This is a genomic window from Caulobacter sp. AVps18, from assembly GCF_058681425.1.
Genome location: NZ_CM178737.1, coordinates 3,390,010 through 3,405,163, shown reverse-complemented (window position 1 = coordinate 3,405,163; position 15,154 = coordinate 3,390,010). Strand labels below are relative to the sequence as shown.

At 63.8% G+C, this 15,154-nt stretch carries 19 protein-coding genes and 2 tRNA genes; 17 read left to right on the top strand and 4 right to left on the bottom strand.

Annotation, left to right across the window (positions count from 1 at the left end):
- Positions 1–8: 8 nt before the first annotated feature.
- Positions 9–1,259: a glycosyltransferase gene (locus tag ACW179_RS15570; protein ID WP_492060377.1), complete on the bottom strand. Its 1,251-nt coding sequence runs from the start codon at positions 1,257–1,259 to the stop codon at positions 9–11.
- A gap of 192 nt (positions 1,260–1,451) precedes the next feature.
- Between ACW179_RS15570 and ACW179_RS15565 the strand changes: the two genes are divergently transcribed.
- The gene (locus ACW179_RS15565; RefSeq protein WP_492060376.1) at positions 1,452–1,610 is read left to right on the top strand and encodes a hypothetical protein; all 159 of its coding nucleotides are present in this window, start codon (positions 1,452–1,454) and stop codon (positions 1,608–1,610) included.
- A 66-nt stretch (positions 1,611–1,676) separates the two neighbouring features.
- The gene (locus ACW179_RS15560; RefSeq protein WP_492060375.1) at positions 1,677–2,891 is read left to right on the top strand and encodes a glycosyltransferase family 4 protein; all 1,215 of its coding nucleotides are present in this window, start codon (positions 1,677–1,679) and stop codon (positions 2,889–2,891) included.
- Between the two features lie 10 nt (positions 2,892–2,901).
- On the opposite strand, the gene ACW179_RS15555 is transcribed toward ACW179_RS15560, so the two are convergent.
- From ACW179_RS15555 to ACW179_RS15545, 3 genes are all read right to left on the bottom strand, one after another.
- Entirely contained in the window at positions 2,902–3,915 is a 1,014-nt protein-coding gene (locus ACW179_RS15555; RefSeq protein ID WP_492060374.1) for an LLM class flavin-dependent oxidoreductase, read from the bottom strand.
- A 102-nt stretch (positions 3,916–4,017) separates the two neighbouring features.
- Positions 4,018–4,094: transfer RNA gene (locus ACW179_RS15550), tRNA-Asp, on the bottom strand.
- Positions 4,095–4,163: 69 nt separating this feature from the next.
- Positions 4,164–4,240, bottom strand: a tRNA-Asp gene (locus ACW179_RS15545).
- A 200-nt stretch (positions 4,241–4,440) separates the two neighbouring features.
- Here ACW179_RS15545 and ACW179_RS15540 point away from each other — a divergent pair.
- From ACW179_RS15540 to nuoK, 15 genes are all read left to right on the top strand, one after another.
- Entirely contained in the window at positions 4,441–4,818 is a 378-nt protein-coding gene (locus tag ACW179_RS15540; RefSeq protein WP_492060373.1) for an NADH-quinone oxidoreductase subunit A, read from the top strand.
- A complete protein-coding gene (locus tag ACW179_RS15535; protein ID WP_492060372.1) occupies positions 4,788–5,408 on the top strand; it encodes a NuoB/complex I 20 kDa subunit family protein in 621 nt (206 codons plus the stop codon). The genes ACW179_RS15540 and ACW179_RS15535 overlap by 31 nt, the downstream gene beginning before the upstream one ends.
- Entirely contained in the window at positions 5,405–6,004 is a 600-nt protein-coding gene (locus ACW179_RS15530; RefSeq protein WP_492060371.1) for an NADH-quinone oxidoreductase subunit C, read from the top strand. The genes ACW179_RS15535 and ACW179_RS15530 overlap by 4 nt, the downstream gene beginning before the upstream one ends.
- Positions 6,004–7,218: an NADH-quinone oxidoreductase subunit D gene (locus ACW179_RS15525; protein ID WP_492060370.1), complete on the top strand. Its 1,215-nt coding sequence runs from the start codon at positions 6,004–6,006 to the stop codon at positions 7,216–7,218. Before ACW179_RS15530 ends, ACW179_RS15525 begins: the two co-directional genes overlap by 1 nt.
- Positions 7,215–7,550, top strand: coding sequence for a nuclear transport factor 2 family protein (locus ACW179_RS15520; protein WP_492060369.1), 336 nt, complete (start codon positions 7,215–7,217; stop codon positions 7,548–7,550). Before ACW179_RS15525 ends, ACW179_RS15520 begins: the two co-directional genes overlap by 4 nt.
- 3 nt (positions 7,551–7,553) lie before the next feature.
- Positions 7,554–8,240 (top strand): NADH-quinone oxidoreductase subunit NuoE, encoded by a 687-nt coding sequence (gene nuoE / locus ACW179_RS15515; RefSeq protein WP_492060368.1) that lies wholly within the window; start codon positions 7,554–7,556, stop codon positions 8,238–8,240.
- Complete coding sequence (locus tag ACW179_RS15510; RefSeq protein WP_492060367.1) at positions 8,240–8,467, top strand: hypothetical protein; 228 nt, start codon at positions 8,240–8,242, stop codon at positions 8,465–8,467. Before nuoE ends, ACW179_RS15510 begins: the two co-directional genes overlap by 1 nt.
- A complete protein-coding gene (locus ACW179_RS15505; protein ID WP_492060366.1) occupies positions 8,464–8,730 on the top strand; it encodes a hypothetical protein in 267 nt (88 codons plus the stop codon). The genes ACW179_RS15510 and ACW179_RS15505 overlap by 4 nt, the downstream gene beginning before the upstream one ends.
- A 3-nt stretch (positions 8,731–8,733) precedes the next feature.
- On the top strand, positions 8,734–10,053 hold the full coding sequence (nuoF, locus tag ACW179_RS15500; RefSeq protein WP_492060365.1) for an NADH-quinone oxidoreductase subunit NuoF: 1,320 nt from the start codon (positions 8,734–8,736) through the stop codon (positions 10,051–10,053).
- Positions 10,054–10,058: 5 nt separating this feature from the next.
- Positions 10,059–12,119 carry an NADH-quinone oxidoreductase subunit NuoG gene (gene nuoG, locus ACW179_RS15495; protein ID WP_492060364.1) on the top strand — a complete coding sequence of 687 codons (2,061 nt, stop codon included), beginning with the start codon at positions 10,059–10,061 and terminating at the stop codon, positions 12,117–12,119.
- A gap of 5 nt (positions 12,120–12,124) precedes the next feature.
- The gene (gene nuoH / locus ACW179_RS15490; protein ID WP_492060363.1) at positions 12,125–13,195 is read left to right on the top strand and encodes an NADH-quinone oxidoreductase subunit NuoH; all 1,071 of its coding nucleotides are present in this window, start codon (positions 12,125–12,127) and stop codon (positions 13,193–13,195) included.
- 8 nt (positions 13,196–13,203) lie between these two features.
- On the top strand, positions 13,204–13,440 hold the full coding sequence (locus ACW179_RS15485; RefSeq protein ID WP_492064331.1) for a hypothetical protein: 237 nt from the start codon (positions 13,204–13,206) through the stop codon (positions 13,438–13,440).
- A 231-nt stretch (positions 13,441–13,671) separates the two neighbouring features.
- Entirely contained in the window at positions 13,672–14,163 is a 492-nt protein-coding gene (nuoI, locus tag ACW179_RS15480; RefSeq protein WP_492060362.1) for an NADH-quinone oxidoreductase subunit NuoI, read from the top strand.
- Between the two features lie 77 nt (positions 14,164–14,240).
- Positions 14,241–14,852, top strand: a complete 612-nt coding sequence (locus tag ACW179_RS15475) for an NADH-quinone oxidoreductase subunit J (RefSeq protein ID WP_492060361.1) — start codon at positions 14,241–14,243, stop codon at positions 14,850–14,852.
- Complete coding sequence (gene nuoK / locus ACW179_RS15470) at positions 14,849–15,154, top strand: NADH-quinone oxidoreductase subunit NuoK (protein ID WP_492060360.1); 306 nt, start codon at positions 14,849–14,851, stop codon at positions 15,152–15,154. Before ACW179_RS15475 ends, nuoK begins: the two co-directional genes overlap by 4 nt.

Below are 15,154 nucleotides of genomic sequence, written 5' to 3'. Positions count from 1 at the left end.
CCAGCAGCCTAAATCAGGGCTTCCAAAGCTGCAGTTGCGGAGCCGGCCTTGATACCTGCTCGAATCGCCTGGCCCAGGGCTGCGGCAGCCTCCCGGTGGGCCGGCGAATTCAGCAAATTTTCTATCGCAGCGTGGATCGTCTCAACAGTGGCGTCTGGTGCCAGGCGGAGACCCGCGCCGCGTGCGACCACGCGGGCAGCGTTGTCGTTCTGATCGCGACCGATGGGCAGGCACAGCAGCGGAACGCCGGCTAGCAGCGGGCGCAAGGTTGAGCCGTGACCGGCATGGGTGACGAACAGCGCTGCGCTATTCAGTAAGGCACCGTGTGACGCTGCCCTGACGACCATGACATTGTCTGGCGCGACGAATTCCTCCGGTGACAGCGTGGGCCCCGTCGTCACGACGCCGCGGACTGGCAATTGGCCCAGGGCGCTGATCACCGCCTGCAGAGCGCGTTCTTGAGCCTGGTAGAGGCTGGAGAACGACACCAGCACCAACGGCGTGTCGCCATCCTGTGGCGTGAACGGTTCGGCCCAGGCCGGGTCAGCCAGATATGGCCCCACATAGGCGAAAGGTGCGGGCAGGGGATCGGGTGCAAAGTCGAAGGCCGGGCTGGTGGCCATCAGGATCCGGTCGGCGTGATCCAGTTGAGTGAAGAGGTCGTTCAGGGGGGGCAGGCCCAACTCGGCGCGAGCGGCATTCAGCGCCGGCAGACCGGCCTGGAAAAAGGATCGGCTCATCTGGCTGACCATGGCGTGCATGGCGCGCTCATCGTCCGATGTCGCCGCCGGCATTCCGGCGCCGAACGGCGGAGCCCCCGCAAGGGTCGGCAGCGACCAGATATTGGCGGCCAGCAGGGCCAACGGGAGACCTCGCGCCTCGGCGGCGGCCATGACGCCCAGCAATAGCTCCTGACTGACGACCACATCGGGTGAAAAGGTGTCGATGACCTCCAGCGTGTCGCGGGCATAGTCCAGCGCCGGGCCTGCCATCACCCGGTCTAGCAGCCGGTGGATCACCTCCAGCGGACTATCAGCCTCGTGGTCCTTCAGGCGGTCGTCTTCGCGGGTCTTGCCGGTCTGGCTGGGTGCTGTCTTCCAGGCACGAAACGGCAGCCCGAGCGGCGTGGCGTCGGCGGCGTTGCAGGCGTCGCTGAGCACCAGGACCTGATGACCCGCGTCCTGCACCTCGCGCGCGACCAGCATCAGGGGCTGGACGTGTCCGCCGCCTTCCCAAGTGGTGAAGAGAAAACGCGCCATCTTAACTCCGCTTCGAGTGTCCTGGGGCTTACGCGCATGCGGTTCGCCTTGCCAAGAGCGATCAAAATGATTTCCCTGCGCCGACCGCGAGCCCCAGCCTGTGGTCAGCGCCGGCCCCCTGTGCGGCTGATCCCGGCCGAGGACCCAACAGGGGGCGGCAAGGTCGGCAAGGGCGGACGGCGCGCGTTCTTGATGCGCGTTCGTCCCGACCTTCTGGCGTCGGTTGATCGGCTTGCCGCGGCCGAACTGCGGAGGGTCAACGCCCAGGGCAAGATGCTGCTGCGCAAGGCCCTGGCGCGACGCGGCTCAGGTCTCAGACCGCCCAGTGACCTCGGTGCAGAGGAACTCTAGTTGTCGCGAAAGCTTTATCGTTCCGAGGTCGAATAGAGGGACCCGGTATTTCGATAAGGATTCGGCATGGCGGATGTGAGATCCGATCGCACTCTCGGCCCTCCAGGCTTTTCGGAAGACACCCGTCCGATTTCGAACGCGGCTGTCAGGCTTGTCGACACGACGATGCTCTATGCCCCGCGTAGCGGCGGCGTGCGCCGTTACCTCAACTCAAAGCGGGCTTGGCTGAGCGCGAATCGGCCGGGAGTCAGCCACACCCTGGTCGTGCCGGGTGCCCGTGATGCCTATGATGGACAGGGGCGGGTCTCGATCTATGCCGCCCCCCTGCCTTTTGGAGACGGCTATCGCTGGCCGGTCGTCAAGCAGGCCTGGATGGAGCGGCTTGCTCGTCAGGGTCCCGATATCATTGAGGCGGGCGATCCCTACACGCCGGGACTGGCGGCCTTGCGCGCTGGCGAGGCACTCGGGGTGCCCGTTGTTGGCTTTTGTCACACGGATCTGGGCGCACTGGCCGCCCTGCACATCGGCGAATGGGCCGAGAAACCGGTCCAGAAGCGTTGGGCGGCGATCTATGGCCAATTCGATCAGGCCGTTGCGCCCAGCCAGTTCATCGCCGGACGTTTGATCGAGGCAGGCGTGACCAACGCCATCGGCCTGCCTTTGGGGGTGGACGTCGACATTTTCCACCCAGGGAGAGCCGATCCTTCCGGCCTGCGCGCCAGGCTTGGGCTCACCGAACGTCATCGTATTCTGGTCTTTGCAGGACGCCCGGCACGGGAGAAGCGCCTGGATGTGCTGGTCGAGGCGGTGGAACGACTGGGAGAACCCTATGTGCTGCTCCTGATCGGCGCGGGCGGCGCGGCACCCGCCAGCGACCGTGTGATCTGCATGGACTATCAGCGCGATCCACAGTGCCTGGCGGCTGTTCTGGCCAGTTGCGACGCCTTTGTTCACGCCAATGACAACGAACCGTTCGGGCTCGTGGTTCTGGAGGCCATGGCCTGTGGCCTTCCTGTTATCGGCATCGCGGCGGGTGGCGTTGCGGAGTCGGTCGACGAGTCCGTCGGTGCCCTGTCACCTGTATCGGAAGCTGGCGCCTTTGCCGAAGCGATCGAGTCGGTGTTCAGCCGAGGTGCCGAGGCGCTAGGCGACGCTGCAAGGCGGCGCGCCGAATCACGGCACGGCTGGGATGCGGTCTTCCGAAAGCTTTGCGGGATCTATGGACGGCTGACCGGGCACGACGGGTTTGCTGACCCGGTCACGCCCCGTCTTCGCCACTAGCCGCCAACGGTCAGGCCGCCAAGGCCATGTCGGAACGCACGCCGGCCAGGATTTCGTAGCTCCGCACCCGCGCCGCATGGTTGTGGATCTGCGAGGCGGCCATGATTTCGTCTGCACCCGTCAGGGCCAGCACCGATTCGATCTTATGGCGTATGGTCTGGGGCGACCCAACCGCAGAGTAGCGGAAGGTATGGTCCAGGCCCGCCAGTTCCGCCGGCGATGCGATCTGAGTGATATCGTCGACCGGCGGCGGCAGCAGCCCGGGGTTGCCACGTCGCAGAGCGAGGAACTGTTGCTGGGTCGAGGTCGACAGTCGCGCGGCCTCGGCATCGGTCTGTGCCGCGCAAACGCCGATACACACCATCAGATAGGGCGCTGCGAGCGATTCGGACGGCTTGAAGTGTCGACGATAGAGCGTCACCGCATCCATCAGATGATCGGGCGCAAAATGGGCCGCGAAGGCAAAGGGCAGACCCAGGGCGGCAGCCAACTGGGCGCTGTAGGTGCTGGACCCCAAAAGCCAGAGCGGCACGTCCTGCCCCTCGCCAGGGACCGCCCGGACTGACTGCCCCGGCTGGGCTGGCCTGAACCAGTTCTGTAGCTCGACGACGTCCTGGGCGAACGAATCAACCGCCCCCATGTAGCGGCGCAGAGCACGCGTCGTGGCCTGATCGGTACCCGGCGCGCGACCCAAGCCCAGGTCGATGCGTCCGGGAAAGAGCGCCGCCAATGTGCCGAACGCTTCGGCCACCATCAGGGGTGCATGGTTTGGCAGCATGATTCCGCCCGAGCCGACTCGAATGGTCGAGGTGCCGGCTGCCACGTGACCGATTGCCACGGCCGTTGCGGCGCTGGCGATGCCCGGCATGTTGTGATGCTCGGCCAGCCAGTAGCGGTGAAAGCCCAGTCGCTCGGCGTTTCGCGCAAGGTCGAGACTGTTGCGCAAGGCGTCGCCGACAGTGGAGCCCATGGGCACGGGTGCCAGGTCAAGAACGGAAAAGACGGGGGAGGGCGCTTGAGTCATCCACGTTACATCGTGTCGTGGCGCATCAACCTCAAGGCTTTTACGCCTTTCGAGCCGCAAAGCCGCTCAAATCGGTCGCTTTTGGGGAATTGCGCCGGACGGTGGCGCGAATGACGGGACTTGAACCCGCGACCTCCGGCGTGACAGGCCGGCGCTCTAACCAACTGAGCTACATCCGCGTCGAGCGCCGGGGCGCGACAATCGTCCGTATTGGCCGAAGAGAAGAGGGAAGCAGAACCACCCGAAAGTGGCGCGAATGACGGGACTTGAACCCGCGACCTCCGGCGTGACAGGCCGGCGCTCTAACCAACTGAGCTACATCCGCATCTAGCCTTCGCCGAAGCGAAAGTGCGACCCGCCCTTCGGCGAGGCGCGTCTGATATGTCGGTCGCGGACTCGTGTCAACGCTCATGTCGTCGAAGCTGTGGACGAGCTGCAGTTGCGACCGTTTCTCAATGTGTCGCAGGCGTTTGAAGCGTGGGCGGGCATGGGCTACAACCCGCTCGATTCAAGCCAAGGGCTGTCATGAACGCCTTCCTCCTCCAGTACCTGCCCATCGTGATCTTTCTCGGGATTGCGACCGTTGTCGGCGTCGCATTTCTGGCCGCAGCCGCCGTGCTCGCGCCCCGGGCGCCGGACCCTGAAAAGCTGTCCGCATACGAATGCGGCTTCAATGCCTTCGACGATGCGCGCATGAAGTTCGATGTCCGGTTTTATCTGGTCTCGATCCTGTTCATCATCTTCGATCTGGAAGTGGCGTTCCTGTTTCCCTGGGCCGTCAGCCTGATGAAGCTGCCGCACGAAGCGGCCGCTTTCGCCTTCTGGTCGATGATGACCTTCCTGGGCGTTCTGACTGTCGGCTTTATCTATGAATGGAAGAAGGGCGCCCTCGAATGGGAGTGATCGTTCCCGCCAATAGCTCGCCCGCCAATGGCGTGTCGCTGATCCCGGCTGGTTCTGCTGGCCGCTCGACGGTTCAGGGCTATGACCCCAAGTTGCACGATCCCTTCTTCGACGGGATCTCGGGCCAGTTGGCCGACAAGGGCTTCATCACCGCCGCAGCCGATGACCTCATCACCTGGGCCCGCACGGGTTCGCTGATGTGGATGACCTTCGGCCTGGCCTGCTGCGCTGTCGAGATGATGCAATCGGCCATGCCGCGCTACGATCTCGAGCGCTATGGCTTTGCACCGCGCGCCAGCCCGCGTCAGAGCGATGTGATGATTGTCGCGGGCACGCTGACCAACAAGATGGCTCCGGCTCTGCGCAAGGTCTATGACCAGATGCCCGAGCCGCGGTACGTGATCTCGATGGGCAGCTGCGCCAATGGCGGTGGCTATTACTATTACAGCTATAGTGTTGTGCGCGGCTGCGATCGCGTGGTGCCTGTGGACATCTACGTCCCAGGTTGTCCGCCGACCGCCGAGGCTCTGGTCTATGGCGTGCTGCAATTGCAAAAGAAGATCCGTCGCACCGGGACCATCGAGCGATGAGCGAAACCCTCGAGGCCCTCGGCCAGGACATTGTCGCCCGCGCACCAGGCGTGCTGGGCCACTCGGTGGCGTTCGGCGAACTGACCATCGTGGCGCGCGCCGCGACGATCTGCGATACGCTGGTCTTCCTGCGTGACGACGCCGCCTGCCGTTTTCATCAGCTGATCGACCTGGCCGGTGTAGACTATCCCGAACGCGCCGCGCGGTTCGACGTGGTCTATCACCTGCTGTCGCTGGTGAAGAACCAGCGCATCCGCCTGAAGATCTCTACCGACGAGGACACACCGGTTCCAACCATCACCCCGGTCTTCGAAGTCGCCAACTGGTTCGAGCGCGAGGCGTTCGACATGTACGGCATCTTCTTCGACGGGCATCCGGACCTGCGCCGGATCCTGACGGACTACGGCTTCCACGGCCATCCGCTGCGGAAAGACTTCCCGATGACCGGCTATGTCGAGGTTCGCTACGATGACGAGCTGAAGCGGGTGGTCTATGAGCCGGTGAAGATCACCGAATTCCGTGCCTTTGATTTCCTCTCCCCCTGGGAGGGTGCCAAATATGCCCTGCCGGGCGACGAAAAAGCGGAGGCCAAGTGATGGCTGACGACGCTTCCATCGTTCCCGCGATCCCGGAGACCCCGGTTCGCAAGTTCAATATCAATTTCGGTCCGCAACACCCGGCCGCGCACGGCGTGCTGCGCCTGGTGCTTGAGCTGGACGGCGAAATTGTCGAGCGCGTCGATCCGCACATCGGCCTGCTGCATCGCGGCACCGAAAAGCTGATGGAGGCGCGCACCTACCTCCAGAACATCCCGTACTTTGACCGCCTCGACTATGTGGCGCCGATGAACCAGGAGCATGCTTTCTGCCTGGCCATCGAGAAGCTGCTGGGCGTTGAAGTCCCCCGGCGCGGTTCGATCATCCGGGTGCTCTACTCGGAAATCGGACGTATTCTGAGCCACCTGCTGAACGTGACGACCCAGGCCATGGACGTTGGCGCTCTGACGCCGCCGCTCTGGGGCTTCGAGGAGCGCGAAAAGCTGATGGTGTTCTACGAGCGCGCCTGCGGCGCTCGTCTGCACTCCAACTATTTCCGGCCAGGCGGCGTCCACCAGGACCTGCCGCCACAACTGATTGAAGACATCGACACCTGGGCCAAGGCGTTCCCCAAGGTCTGTGACGATATCGAAGGTCTGATCACCGACAACCGCATCTTCAAGCAGCGGAACGTCGACATCGGCCTGGTGACTCGTCAGGAAGCGATCGACTGGGGCTTCTCGGGCGTGATGGTGCGGGGCTCGGGTATCGCCTGGGACCTGCGTCGCAACCAGCCCTACGAGTGCTATAACGACTTCGAGTTCGATATCCCGCTGGGCAAGAACGGCGACTGCTACGATCGCTATCTGTGCCGCATGCAGGAAATGCGCGAGTCGACCAAGATCATCCGTCAGGCCTGCGAGATGCTCCGCAACACGCCCGGCCCGGTGATGACCGAAGACAACAAGGTCAGCCCGCCGCGCCGCGCTGAGATGAAGCGCTCGATGGAAGCCCTGATCCATCACTTCAAGCTGTATACCGAGGGCTTCCGCACCCCGGCCGGCGAGGTCTATGCCTGCGTCGAAGCCCCCAAGGGCGAGTTCGGCGTGTTCGTGGTCTCGGACGGCACCAACAAGCCCTATCGCTGCAAGATCCGCGCGCCGGGCTTCCCACACCTGGCGGCCATGGACTGGATCAACAGGGGCCACCAACTGGCCGACGTCTCGGCCATCCTTGGCTCGCTGGATATCGTGTTCGGGGAGATCGACCGTTGAGCCTGGCTGTTGTCGCCCAAGCCCAGCTGGACGCCTACAATGCGCAGGACGTCGACGGGCTGTGCCGGTACTTTGCCGACGACGTGATGGTCGCCGATCTGAACGCCGAGCCGAACCTGCATGGCGTCGCGGCTTTCCACGAGCGCCATGTCGGTCTGTTCGCCCAGTTTCCGCAGAATCGCGCCGAACTGCTGTCGCGCGTGGTGATCGGCAACAGGGTCATCGACCATGAGCGGGTCTTCCGTTCGCCCGACGCGACGCCTTTCGAGGTCGCCGCCATCTACACCTTCGCCGGCGACAAGATCGCCCGCGTCGATTTCGTGAAAGCCTGACGCATGTCCGTTCGTCGTCTCGCCAAGCAGCAGCCCGCCAGCTTCGCCTTCACGGCTGAAAGCCAGGCCAAGGCCGACTGGTGGAAAGCCAAGTACCCCGCCGAGCGCAAGCAATCGACGGTGATCCCCATGCTCTGGCTTGCCCAGAAGCAGGAGGGCTGGATTTCCGAACCCGCCATCCAGGAAATCGCCAAGCAGCTTCAGATGCCCGTTATCCGGGTTCTGGAAGTGGCGACCTTCTACGTGATGTTCCAGCTCCAGCCGGTCGGCAAGGTGGCTTTCGTCCAGCTTTGCGGCACCACGCCGTGCCAGTTGCGCGGCGCTTTGGACCTGCGCGCAGTGCTGAAGGACAAGATTGGCGACGCCAACCACGTCTCGGCCGATGGCAAGTTCAGCTGGGAAGAAGTCGAGTGCCTGGGCGCGTGCTGCAACGCACCGATGGCCGCGATCAATGACTACTACTATGAGGACCTGACGCCGGAGAGCCTGGCCCAGATCCTCGATGACTTCGCCGCCGGCAAGTCGCCCCAGCCGGGCAGCTATAATGGTCGCAAGGCGTCCGAGCCCAAGGATTCGATCAAGACCCTGACCGATCCCAAGCTCTTCGACGGCTCGCTGGCCAAGAAGATCAAGATCCCCAACCTGCCCGAAAAGCCCAAAAAGGCTCCCAAGGCCGAGCCCGCCGCCTGATGTCCACTGACGCCGTCCTCCAGAAGAAGCGCCTGACCACGATGCTTGCCATCGACGCGGTCTGCTTCGTGCTGGCCGGCGCGGCGATCGTCGGCCATGTCAGCTTTGGGGTGGGCTGGCTGTTGCCGGCTTTCCTCGCCCTGGTGGCCGGCGGCCTTGGTGCGCAGATCTGGTTCGTGCTGGGCTGGATGCGCGCCGCAAAGGCGGAAGAGGGGGCTTCGTCATGATCGACGACAGCGACCTCAACACACGCCGGGCCGTTTATGCCGACACGATTCGGGCGCTTGGTCGCCGGGAACGCGGCCTTGGCTTTGTCGCCAGCCTGCTGGGGGCCTTGTTGCTAATCTGGGGCCGCATGGTTCCAGGAGCGCCGCAAGGGGCCGTTGTCGCAGGCCTTGTGACAATTGCCGTTGGCTGGCTGCTTTTCGTCTATGTCATCCTTCGTCGGACGCGGTATGTGCGCGCCCATCCATTCGATCCGCAAAGCTGAGTCATGGTCGGTATCCTCGAAGACAAGGACCGCATTTTCACCAACCTCTATGGTCTCCACGATTGGGGCCTTGAGGGTGCGAAGACGCGCGGCTGCTGGAATGGCACCAAGGACATCCTGGACGCGGGTCGCGACTGGATCATCGACAACATGAAGAACTCCGGCCTGCGTGGCCGGGGCGGGGCGGGCTTCGGCACCGGCCTGAAGTGGTCGTTCATGCCCAAGGAAGTGAAGGACGGTCGTCCGCACTATCTGGTCGTCAACGCCGACGAATCCGAGCCGGGCACCTGCAAGGACCGGGAGATCATGCGGCATGACCCGCACCTCCTGATCGAAGGTTGCCTGATCGCCTCGCGCGCCATGCTGGCCCATGCCTGCTACATCTACATCCGCGGCGAATATGTCCGTGAGCGTGAAGTGCTCGAAGCGGCGATCAAGCAGGCCTACGAGGCCAAGCTGATCGGCAAGAACAACATCCATGGCTGGGACTTCGACCTCTACGTCCACCATGGCGCCGGGGCCTATATCTGCGGCGAAGAGACCGCGCTGCTCGAAAGCCTGGAAGGCAAGAAGGGCCAGCCGCGCCTGAAGCCGCCATTCCCGGCCGGCGCGGGCCTCTACGGCATGCCGACCACGGTCAACAACGTCGAGAGCATCGCTGTCGCAGGGACGATCCTGCGTCGCGGCGCTTCGTGGTTCGCGGGCTTTGGCCGCCCCAACAACACCGGCACCAAGCTCTTCTGCGTCAGCGGGCACGTGAACACGCCCTGCAACGTCGAAGAGGCCATGAGCATCCCGTTCCGTCAGCTGATCGAGGATCACTGCGGCGGCATTCGGGGCGGCTGGGGCAATCTGAAGGCCGTGATCCCGGGCGGCTCGTCCGTGCCGATGATCCCCGCCGAACAATGCGAAGACCTGCCGATGGACTTCGACGCCCTGCGCGCTCTGCGCTCGGGCCTCGGCACCGCCGCCGTCATCGTCATGGACAAGGACACCGACCTGGTCCGCGCCATCGCGCGCCTGAGCTACTTCTACAAGCACGAGAGCTGCGGCCAGTGCACCCCGTGCCGCGAAGGCACCGGCTGGATGTGGCGGGTCATGGAACGCATGGTCACCGGCGAGGCCGATCCCAAAGAAATCGACACCCTGCTGGACGTCACGACCCAGGTTGAAGGGCACACCATCTGCGCCCTGGGAGACGCGGCCGCCTGGCCGATCCAGGGCCTGTTCCGTCACTTCCGCCACGAGGTGGAAGACCGGATCGCATCCTATCGTAGCGGTCGCCTGCACGTGCAGGGCGCCAAGCTGATCGCGGCGGAGTAACAAGCATGGCTATCGCCAAGGTCAACGGCGTCGAGGTCGAGTTCGAGCCCGGCATGACGGTTCTGCAGGTTGCGGAACTGGCCGGGGAAGAGATCCCGCGCTTCTGTTATCACGAGCGCCTCAGCATCGCCGGCAACTGCCGGATGTGCCTGGTTGAGGTGAAGCCTGGTCCGCCCAAGCCGCAGGCGTCGTGCGCCCTACCGGCCGCTGAGGGCCAGGAGATCTTCACCAAGACTCCGATGGTCAAGAAGGCCCGCGAAGGGGTGATGGAGTTCCTGCTCATCAACCACCCGCTGGATTGCCCGATCTGCGACCAGGGCGGCGAGTGCGACCTGCAGGACCAGGCCATGGGCTATGGCCGCGACGACAGCCGTTACGAAGAGAACAAGCGCGCGGTTGAAGAGAAGGCCATGGGCCCGCTCATCAAGACCGTGATGACGCGCTGCATCCAGTGCACGCGCTGCGTCCGCTTCATCACCGAAGTCGCCGGTTCGCCGGAAATTGGTCTGATCTCGCGCGGCGAAGACGTTGAAATCACGACCTATCTGGGCGCGGCAGTGACGTCGGAACTGTCGGCCAATGTGATCGATCTCTGCCCGGTCGGCGCACTGACTTCCAAGCCTTACGCCTTCGAGGCCCGGCCGTGGGAGCTGAAGAAGACCGAGAGCATCGACGTCATGGACGCGTTGGGTTCGGCAATCCGTGTGGACAGCCGCGCCGCAGCGGTTCTTCGCGTGCTGCCGCGCGTCAATGAGGACGTCAACGAAGAGTGGATCTCGGACAAGACGCGCTACGCCGTCGACGGCCTGCAGCGCCAGCGTCTGGATCGTCCCTATGTCCGCGTCGGTGGCCGTCTGCAGCCTGCGAGCTGGGGCCAGGCCTTCGCGGCCGTGGCCGAGAAGATCCAGGCGACCGCGCCTGACCGCATCGGCGTCATCGCCGGCGATCTGCAGGACGCCGAAAGCCTGAAGGCGACCAAGGACCTCTTCACCGCCCTGGGCGTCAAGAACCTCGACGCTCGTCAGGACGGCGTGGCTTTGGGGGATGGCCCGCGCGAAAGCTGGCTGTTCAATTCGACGATTGCCGGCATTGAGAATGCCGACGTCATTCTGCTGGTCGGGACGAACCCTCGCGTTGAGGCGCCGGTGCTCAACACCCGTCTGCGCAAGCAGTGGATCGCTGGCAAGCTGCGCGTCGGCGTGATCGGCGAGCAGGGCGACCTGACCTACGAGTACGACTATCTGGGCGCCGGCGCGAAGAGCCTGTCGGGTCTGGCCAAGAACAAGTCGGACTTCGTCACGGCCTTCAAGAGCGCCGAGCGTCCCGCCATCATCATCGGCCAGGGCGCGCTGACCCGCGCCGACGGCTCCGCCGTGCTCAAGGCAGCCGCTGGCGTGGCCAAGGCGTTCAACGTCGTGAAGGCCGGCTGGAACGGCTGGAACGTGCTGCACACGGCGGCTTCGCGCGTCGCCGGCCTCGACATGGGCTTCGTCCCGGCCGAGGGTGGCCTGACTGCGGGGCAGATGCTGAAGCCGGGTGCCCTGGACGTTCTGTTCATGCTGGGTGCCGACGAGTGCGAAACCGCCGCTTCGGACGCCTTCAAGATCTATCTGGGCACCCATGGCGACGCCGGGGCGCACAATGCCGACGTCATCCTGCCGGGCGCTGCCTATACCGAGAAGAACGGGCTCTATGTGAACACCGAAGGCCGCGTCCAGATGGGCGAGCGGGCCGTGTTCCCGAAGGGCGAGGCCAAGGAAGACTGGTCGATCCTGCGGGCTCTGTCGGAAATCCTCGGGCACAAGCTGCCCTATGATAGCTTGGACCAGCTGCGCGCCAGGCTGTTCGCCGACCACCCGACCTTCGGCCAGATCGACTTCGCGCCGGGCTCGATCCCGACCGTGTTCGACCTCTCGGCTCTCGGCGGCGTCGGCGAGCTGGCTGACACGCCGTTCGAGAACGCCATCAAGGCCTTCCACCTGACCAATCCCATCGCGCGCGCCAGCGTGACCATGGCCGAATGCGCGGCCGTGACCTCGGGCGCAGCCAAGATCGCGGCGGAGTAGGGCCGATGAGCGAGTTCTTCTCAAACCCCGCAGTCACCTGGACCCTCCTGACCACCGGCGGCATCCTGCTGGTCGTGATCTGGGTTTTGCTGAGCCTGGCCTTCCTGCTGCTGGCTGACCGCAAGATCTGGGCCGGCGTGCAGATGCGCAAGGGCCCCAACGTGGTGGGTCCGTTTGGCCTGCTTCAGTCCTTCGCCGACTTCTTCAAGTTCGTGCTGAAGGAAATCATCATCCCGTCGGGTGCCGACAAGGTGGTGTTCCTGCTGGCACCGCTGCTGAGCCTGGTTCTGGGTTTTGTCGGCTGGGCGGTCATACCGTTTGCGCCGGGCTGGGTCGTCTCCAACCTTAACGTCGGCATCCTCTACCTGTTGGCGATGAGCTCGCTGGGCGTCTATGGCATCATCATGGGCGGCTGGGCTTCGAACTCGAAGTACCCGTTCCTGGGCGCGCTGCGCTCGGCGGCCCAGATGGTGTCTTACGAAGTGTCGATCGGCCTGATCATCATCACGGTGATCCTGCTCGCCGGCTCAATGAACCTGACGACCATCGTCGAGGCCCAGTCAGGCTGGTTCTGGAACTGGAATGTGTTCGGCGGCGGCCTCAAGAACATCGTGCTGCTGCCGGTCATGGTGATCGCCATGGGCATGTTCTACATCTCGGCCCTTGCGGAGACGAACCGCCCGCCCTTCGACCTTCCGGAAGCCGAATCCGAACTCGTCGCTGGCTATCAGGTCGAATACAGCTCGACGCCGTACCTGCTGTTCATGGTCGCCGAATATTCCAACATCGTGCTGATGTGTGCGATGATCAGCGTGCTGTTCTTCGGCGGCTGGAGCCCGGGCTTCCCTGTCGATTTCCTGCAGTCATGGCCGCTGTTTCTGGCCAACCTGTTCCTGGCCTTGGTGTTCTTCGCCAAGATCTGCTTCTGGTTCTTCATGATCGCCATGGCCAAGGCCATCGTGCCCCGCTACCGGTACGACCAACTGATGCGCCTGGGCTGGAAGGTGTTCCTGCCGACCTCGCTGGTGTTGGTCGCTCTGGTGGCCGCCTGGCGCGTGTTTGGTCCGGGGGCCTGATGAAGCCGATGGTCGCCCTCGCCGTGACGGCCTTGTCGTTCTCGTCTCTGGTGGCCTGTGCGGCTACAGACGCCCCGACAGGTCGGTCTTACTCGTTGGGGCGTGGCGTCGTGAACTATGACGAACTCCGTCGGGCCGGTGACAAGTGCAAGGCTGACGGTGGAACTCTGCAAGCCAAGCAGGACGGGGGAGATCCCGCCCAGCTTTCCAACTACACCTGCGTCATCACCGGGAACGGCAAATGACGCGGGCGAGCCTCGGGATCCTGGCACTCTGCCTTCTGGCCGGCTGCTCGACCTGGGGAACGGGACTGTCGAGGCCGCCGCAACGGTCGTTCGAGGAGCAGGTCGAGGCGCGCCGCAAGGCTGACGACAAGACCAGAAAATGCGTCCTTGAGCAGACCTTGCGTCGGCAGCAGCAAGATCAGGGCAGGGACGTGCGTCCTTTCCCTAAAGAAAAGTGTTAGGAGAGCTCTGGTGTTCCAGCGCATCACACAGGCGGTCAAGGGCGCGGCCCTTCTCGACTTCGCGGGGGCCTTTGGCCTTGCGATGAAGCACATGATCGCGCCGAAGAAGACCGTCATCTATCCCAACGAGCGCAACCCGCAGTCGCCGCGCTTTCGCGGCGAGCACGCCCTGCGTCGCTACCCGTCGGGTGAAGAGCGCTGCATCGCATGCAAGCTGTGTGAGGCCATCTGCCCTGCCCAGGCGATCACGATCGAGGCCGAACCGCGCGAAGACGGCAGCCGCCGCACGACCCGCTACGACATCGACATGGTCAAGTGCATCTATTGCGGCCTATGCCAGGAGGCCTGCCCGGTGGATGCCATCGTAGAAGGCCCCAACATCGAATTTGCGACCGAGACACGCGAAGAGCTCTATTACGACAAGGAACGGCTTCTCGATAATGGCGACCGCTGGGAGCGCCTGATCGCGAAGAATCTGGAGTTGGACGCGCCTTACCGTTAAGGACGGGACGCGAATCCGAAGGGGGCGATGCGCCGGTTGGCGCCGTCGTCGTGAACTTAGTTTTCAGGGGAGCAGCCTTGCAGGCGATCGCTTTCTATTTGCTGGCTTTTGTGACGCTGGCGGCGGGTCTTCTCGTCGTCTCGGCGCGAAACCCCGTGCACTCGGTGCTCTTTCTGATCACCGCCTTCTTCTCGGCCGCCGGCCTTTTCGTCCTGCTGGGCGCGGAGTTCCTGGCGATGCTGCTGATCGTCGTCTATGTGGGCGCGGTCGCGGTGCTGTTCCTGTTCGTCGTGATGATGCTGGACATCGACTTCGAGGCGCTGCGCAAGGGTTTCGTCCAATACCTGCCCGTCGGCGGGCTGGTGGCCGGTGTGCTGACGCTGGAGATGATCTTCGTCGCAGCCACGGTGGCCACGAACGGCGCGGCCAGCAAAAACGCCTCGCCGATGGCTTCTCCCGAAGGTGTCAGCAATACCGAGGCCATCGGTCGGGTTCTCTATACCGACTATGTCTTTTTCTTCCAGATGGCGGGCCTGGTTCTGCTGGTCGCCATGATCGGTGCCATCGTCCTGACCCTTCGCCACAAGCCGGGCGTCCGTCGCCAGGACATCGGCAAGCAGGTGGCCCGTTCGCCCAAGACCGGTATGGAGCTGGTTCAGATCAAACCGGGTGAGGGGATCTCCGAATGATCGGCCTGTCGCACTATCTCGTCGTCGCTGCGATCCTGTTCACGATCGGTGTGTTCGGCATTTTCGTGAACCGCAAGAACATCATCGTCATTCTGATGTCGATCGAGCTGATCCTTCTGGCGGTGAACATCAATCTCGTCTCCTTCTCGGCCTATCTCCACGATGTGGTGGGGCAGATCTTCGCGATGTTCGTGCTGACCGTTGCCGCCGCCGAGGCGGCTGTCGGCCTGGCCATTCTCGTCACCTTCTTCCGAAACCGCGGCGATATCGCGGTTGACGACGCCAGCATGATGAAGGGCTAA

Bases quoted from the DNA above. Each gene is read 5' to 3' on its own strand.
- nuoE (WP_492060368.1), top strand. From the start codon at position 7,554: ATGTCCGTTCGTCGTCTCGCCAAGCAGCAGCCCGCCAGCTTCGCCTTC.
- ACW179_RS15570 (WP_492060377.1), bottom strand. From the start codon at position 1,259: ATGGCGCGTTTTCTCTTCACCACTTGGGAAGGCGGCGGACACGTCCAG.
- ACW179_RS15530 (WP_492060371.1), top strand. From the start codon at position 5,405: ATGAGCGAAACCCTCGAGGCCCTCGGCCAGGACATTGTCGCCCGCGCA.
- ACW179_RS15540 (WP_492060373.1), top strand. From the start codon at position 4,441: ATGAACGCCTTCCTCCTCCAGTACCTGCCCATCGTGATCTTTCTCGGG.
- ACW179_RS15510 (WP_492060367.1), top strand. From the start codon at position 8,240: ATGTCCACTGACGCCGTCCTCCAGAAGAAGCGCCTGACCACGATGCTT.
- ACW179_RS15535 (WP_492060372.1), top strand. From the start codon at position 4,788: ATGGAAGAAGGGCGCCCTCGAATGGGAGTGATCGTTCCCGCCAATAGC.
- nuoG (WP_492060364.1), top strand. From the start codon at position 10,059: ATGGCTATCGCCAAGGTCAACGGCGTCGAGGTCGAGTTCGAGCCCGGC.
- nuoF (WP_492060365.1), top strand. From the start codon at position 8,734: ATGGTCGGTATCCTCGAAGACAAGGACCGCATTTTCACCAACCTCTAT.
- nuoK (WP_492060360.1), top strand. From the start codon at position 14,849: ATGATCGGCCTGTCGCACTATCTCGTCGTCGCTGCGATCCTGTTCACG.
- ACW179_RS15555 (WP_492060374.1), bottom strand. From the start codon at position 3,915: ATGACTCAAGCGCCCTCCCCCGTCTTTTCCGTTCTTGACCTGGCACCC.
- ACW179_RS15525 (WP_492060370.1), top strand. From the start codon at position 6,004: ATGGCTGACGACGCTTCCATCGTTCCCGCGATCCCGGAGACCCCGGTT.
- nuoH (WP_492060363.1), top strand. From the start codon at position 12,125: ATGAGCGAGTTCTTCTCAAACCCCGCAGTCACCTGGACCCTCCTGACC.
- ACW179_RS15505 (WP_492060366.1), top strand. From the start codon at position 8,464: ATGATCGACGACAGCGACCTCAACACACGCCGGGCCGTTTATGCCGAC.
- ACW179_RS15560 (WP_492060375.1), top strand. From the start codon at position 1,677: ATGGCGGATGTGAGATCCGATCGCACTCTCGGCCCTCCAGGCTTTTCG.
- ACW179_RS15565 (WP_492060376.1), top strand. From the start codon at position 1,452: ATGCGCGTTCGTCCCGACCTTCTGGCGTCGGTTGATCGGCTTGCCGCG.
- ACW179_RS15485 (WP_492064331.1), top strand. From the start codon at position 13,204: ATGGTCGCCCTCGCCGTGACGGCCTTGTCGTTCTCGTCTCTGGTGGCC.